This is a genomic window from bacterium (assembly GCA_009926305.1).
Classification (GTDB): domain Bacteria; phylum Bdellovibrionota_C; class UBA2361; order UBA2361; family RFPC01; genus RFPC01.
Window position 1 is genome coordinate 1 of record RFPC01000124.1, and the last position, 4,711, is coordinate 4,711.

The window sequence follows — 4,711 nt, forward strand, 5'->3', positions numbered from 1 at the left end:
TACGACTTTAATGACCCTATACTCAGGGAGGGGAGAACAGAGTCCGCAGAGCAAAGAGCAAAGAGAATCAAGAGGGGGCCGAAGTATGACGCCGCCGTAAAGAGATATAAGGCATACGCAGAAAGAGTTTTGGGTATGCAGTTCAACAGCGATGAAGAAGTGAGAGAGTCATACGACAACATGCCGATCACATCTCAGGTTGCGTTGAACGAAAGCGAGGTTGCAAGAAACGCTGACGAGTCAAAAGACAGAGCTTCGGCGGCATTGAGGCTTAGACGATTTGCATCAAAAGCTGCGAAGACGTACCCAGGGGCAAGAAACGAAATTCTTCAAAACCCTCAGAGCTACTACTCAAAGCAATCTCTCTCCGCGATAAAGAACAGCCTCGCGACGATGACAGACCAAGAGACAAAATGACTGACGATGCCTTGGGGAGACTTCAAAACAGGAATGACGACCTCGGGGTCTTGGCGTCGGCTGAGCTTATTAGACGAGCCGCAGCTAGAGGCGACAACAAAGCTGTTGCGGATCTTGTTGAGCAAGCGGCAAAGATGGGTACTACTGCTGGTAGAATTCTCAGACACTTCCGTGAGCTCAAGCAATCAACTCCAGCTGGACTGTTTTCAATCATTCAATCTGAGATTGAAAAGAGAGGAAACCAAATGACCGATGCTCAACAACAGAAACTTAAGGACATTACCGAGAGATTGTTTTTGTTGCAAGCAGAGCACGCTGATCTCGTTACAAGAGCAATACAATGGGAAGATGTTGAAGCCGACATTCTGGCAAAAACAAATGAGGTCAAGGCGGTAGAAAAAGAGCTAGACACATTCTCAAACAGTATGATTGAGAAGGGGTGGGGAGAGCTTGGTCGTCAGTTGGTTCAGGGCAACCTACTCACCACGATGTCTCAGATAACGAACGTTGGAGCAAACATGGTTAACGCCGTGGCTAAGGTAGGTGTGGACATTGTAGCCCTTCCAGTAGAAAAGCTCATCAACATGTTTGGTGTCGAGTCTCCTTATAGCAGGAAGTATTCTATTGGCGCCTACCTATACGGCCTCAGAAAATTTGGATCTGGTTTTGTTGAGGCCATTGACGAGGTTAGAACTGGCCAAACAAGTGAGGTTACTGAGTGGCGCATGAGCAGAGGATTTGCTCCGTATAGATCAATTCTCGCCGTACTTGGGAAGGGTGATTTGCCAATAAAGCAAGGAACCGATCAGGTATCTGTTTCTCAAAAATTGAAGCTTATAGTGCAGGGGACGTTTGGTCTTCCAGCAGAAGCAATGTTTAGACTTCTTGCTATTGGTGATACTCCATTCAGAAGAATGGTTGAGGGTATTGAGCTATATCAGGCTGGTTTGGCCCAGGGACTTGAGGGGGACGCCTTGGCTCAGTTTATAAAACACCCAACGAAAAAAGAGCAACAGGTGGCCGAGAGAGAGGGCAGAAAGCTTACGTTCCAAGAAAGAACAGGATCTTCAGAAGCCGCAGAGCAAGCTGTTCGGTTTGTTCAGGATAAGATTTTCGCTCACCTTTTTGATTGGATTCCAGGTGTCAACGGAAAGGCAGCCGCAGAGTTTCTCGTTAGAACCACTGTTCCATACGTAAGGACTCCAGCAAATATTCTTATCGACACTATGACTTTTGTTTCTCCATATGTGGCTATACCACGTATGATGAACGACCTGAAAAATGGAGACTCAAGAAGCGCAGCCCAAAACTTTGGCAAGCTCGCTGTCGGAACCATGGCTGCTCAGACGGCAAGAATTCTGATACAAGAAGGGCTTGTTTCTGGAGCGCTCGGCTTTGACGATGAGGATGAAGAAAGAAACTTGGCATACGATAAGTTCCCTCCGTCAAGCATCAACGTTTCTGGTCTTCAAAGATATCTTGCTGGAGAAGATTCTTCTCTCAGAGAGGACGATAGATTTATCCAGTACAACAAGCTTGGCGTCATCGGAGACAGACAAAGAAGCCTTAATGGAAAGTGACTCAAACGACATGTCTGTTGTGACAAAAGCTCTTACTAACGCCCTTGGAGCTGGAGCCTTCTCTTCAGTTTCGTACATGCTTGATCAAAGCTTTCTTCAGGGCATTAACGGGCTTATGTCCACGATGGCATCTTCTGAGGCTGACGAGTTCCAGAGAAACTTTGAAAGATGGTTCGGTAGTGCGTTCCAAGCTGCGTCTGCGGTTGTTCTTCCAAACCAGCTTTCTGCCTTCTACAGAGCCCACAGAGAGTATCTTCCAGATACTAGAATTACGAAAGACATGGACTTCCTCGAAAGGCTTATGAAGAAGATGGAGTACACGATTAAAGACAGAACATTTGGTCTTGGAGACGTTCCTGTTCGTGTCAACTGGAAGGGAGAGCCCATCGAACAGAATCCACGAGGAGCAAACAGACACGCTTATCAGCTCTTTGACATAACAAAATCTAGACAGGGTAGCGCGGATCCTGTATCAAACGAAGTTTACAGGCTGTACGAGCAGACCGAAGCCATCTCTAGAATTGTTGGAACTCCAAGTTTCGCGGCCACCAGGCCAGTGAATGTCCCTGACATGAACAGAAACCTGAATCTGGCGATTCGTAGATCTAACCTGAAGTTTAGCTTTCTCGACGACGAAGATTTTGTGAAGGAGAGAGTTAGACTCAACACCGATCAAATGAACAGGCTCATGGCTGCGGCGGGTAAAGACAGATACGCTAGAGCCGAAGAGCTGATCTCTTCCGAAAAGTATCAGAGGATGAATGATGAAGAAAAAATCGAGGCTCTAGACGACCTGAACAAACAGTTTTATTCAAAAGCAGTGGCTATTGAACGTGGAAGATTGTTGCCCCACACTGTAGAGCTGTTGAAGATAATCCAAGAAATCTACGACGATGAAAGAAGAGACGAAGATTAAAGACACCGCCTTGGGCGGATGGCTCAGAGAAAAAGCTCCAGGAATACTCGACACAGTCGGAGACTTGCTGCCAGATCAGGGAGCACTTGGGGTTGTAAAGAACCTAATTGACAAGCAATACCCTGACTTAGATCCAGAAGAGGTCAGGGCAAAGATTGACGCAGAGATTGCATTCCAGAACAACGTAACTGAGCGCTGGAAGGCAGACATGAACAGCGACATTAATCTCGCCAAATACATTCGCCCAGTGACCCTCATAGCTCTTATGGCCATGTTTATGGTAACTATGGTGTTGGATTCCCTTGATTATCTGCCATTTAACGTCAAAGAGAGTTATGTATCTTTGTTGGAGATTTTAATGTTGACTTCATTTGGGGCCTATTTTGCTGGCAGGACTATAGAAAAAGCTAAAAAACAATAATGAAGCTCGACGAGAACACCCAAGTAACCCTCGATCTTAAGACCATAGCCATCATCATCACATTTGTTGTGACGGTGGCTGGCATGTGGTTCGCTCTCCAGAGCGAGATTGAACTTGCAAAAAAGCTTCCAGAGCCTGAGGTTTCTCGTACAGAGTACGACCTCAAGGACAAGCTTGTTCGCGAGACAATCATGAACACGCAAAAAAAGGTAGAGGAGAACGGGCAGAAACTCGACCTCATAGAAGAAAGACTTTACGAACTCAGCACAGAAGCTAAGAGAAGATGAAGCACATTATTACCAGCCTTTTTGCGGTAGTAGGAATTGCCGCTTCTGCACAAACCTTTACGATGATCCAGTCAGAGATCGTCGTGGTTCAGATCAACGCAGAGTGGAACGACATCAACACTAGAGTTGACCTTGAAAGACTGAGAGGGTGTGAGTACCGATTCGGGTGGCTGGAAGAACAGCCCGCAAAACTTCAAGAAACGATCACGGCTCTTCCTGTAGTCGTAATCTATAGAGACGGAAGGCCAGCGTACCAATACGCAGCAGATATAAGTTTCAGACTCGACGTTCCATTCGAGGACATACAAGAGCAAGTGTACAGATTGAAGTATTAAAAAAGGGGCCGAAGCCCCTTTCTTATTGTACCACTTTTATTGTGTGTTTAATTCCTTCTACCTCTATCTCTGCGAGGTAGATACCGAATGGGTTAGGTCCAGGTCTCACCTCTTTTCCGTCTGAGCTATAATATTTCGGATTTAGCCCAAGCTCTTCGAGCTGTCTCACGGTTGGAGGCGGGAGCTCGCCTCCGTTACAGTCAGTTCCGTACACAGAGATAAACGTCAAGAAGTCGTCGAGGTCTACGTCGTTGTCGCCATCGGTGTCGCACACGCAAACCGCCCCCTCTTTTCCGAGCTCCATACAGATCTGCAAGAAGTCCTGCAGGTCTACCGATCCGTTTCCGTCGAAGTCTCCAACGCAGTCAAATGGTACAATATCGGAATCGTAATCCGCTTCTGTACACAACACGTATTCGTGCTCTGACAGTCCGCCGTGGACATTACCGAGATTCCACGTAGTGGTGGTGCTACCCGTAGAAGGGTTTTCTGAATCCCCGTACACCTCGTACAAAGTTTCGGTAGCTCCGCCTTCTCCGTATTCCATCCAGATATGGACTCCCGTCACAATATCTGCGTACGTCGTATCAAACACCCACTGTCCCCAGTCGTATGAGTCGTGTCTAAAGAAGCCCGCGTAACAGCCTTCAGAGAGACAGATCTCGTCGTGAGTAAACAAAGGCTCGTTGGTGAGTCCGTTGTCCCATGAGTCGTACGTCGTGAGGCTGCCCCAGTGACCGCCTTTGGCATACACA

7 protein-coding genes are annotated in these 4,711 nt (G+C 47.1%); 6 read left to right on the forward strand and 1 reads right to left on the reverse strand.

Annotation, left to right across the window (positions count from 1 at the left end; all coding sequences use genetic code 11):
• From EBR25_12445 to EBR25_12470, 6 genes are all read left to right on the forward strand, one after another.
• Positions 1–417: hypothetical protein (locus EBR25_12445; protein ID NBW41794.1), on the forward strand; the 417-nt coding region annotated here is incomplete at its 5' end.
• Positions 414–1,997 (forward strand): hypothetical protein, encoded by a 1,584-nt coding sequence (locus EBR25_12450; GenBank protein NBW41795.1) that lies wholly within the window; start codon positions 414–416, stop codon positions 1,995–1,997. The genes EBR25_12445 and EBR25_12450, both read left to right, overlap by 4 nt.
• The gene (locus EBR25_12455; GenBank protein NBW41796.1) at positions 1,987–2,913 is read left to right on the forward strand and encodes a hypothetical protein; all 927 of its coding nucleotides are present in this window, start codon (positions 1,987–1,989) and stop codon (positions 2,911–2,913) included. Before EBR25_12450 ends, EBR25_12455 begins: the two co-directional genes overlap by 11 nt.
• Positions 2,891–3,334 carry a hypothetical protein gene (locus EBR25_12460; protein NBW41797.1) on the forward strand — a complete coding sequence of 148 codons (444 nt, stop codon included), beginning with the start codon at positions 2,891–2,893 and terminating at the stop codon, positions 3,332–3,334. Before EBR25_12455 ends, EBR25_12460 begins: the two co-directional genes overlap by 23 nt.
• Positions 3,334–3,621 (forward strand): hypothetical protein, encoded by a 288-nt coding sequence (locus tag EBR25_12465; GenBank protein ID NBW41798.1) that lies wholly within the window; start codon positions 3,334–3,336, stop codon positions 3,619–3,621. The genes EBR25_12460 and EBR25_12465 overlap by 1 nt, the downstream gene beginning before the upstream one ends.
• Complete coding sequence (locus EBR25_12470) at positions 3,618–3,956, forward strand: hypothetical protein (GenBank protein ID NBW41799.1); 339 nt, start codon at positions 3,618–3,620, stop codon at positions 3,954–3,956. Before EBR25_12465 ends, EBR25_12470 begins: the two co-directional genes overlap by 4 nt.
• A gap of 22 nt (positions 3,957–3,978) precedes the next feature.
• On the opposite strand, the gene EBR25_12475 is transcribed toward EBR25_12470, so the two are convergent.
• A complete protein-coding gene (locus EBR25_12475) occupies positions 3,979–4,710 on the reverse strand; it encodes a hypothetical protein (GenBank protein ID NBW41800.1) in 732 nt (243 codons plus the stop codon).
• Between the last annotated feature and the right edge of the window lies 1 nt (position 4,711).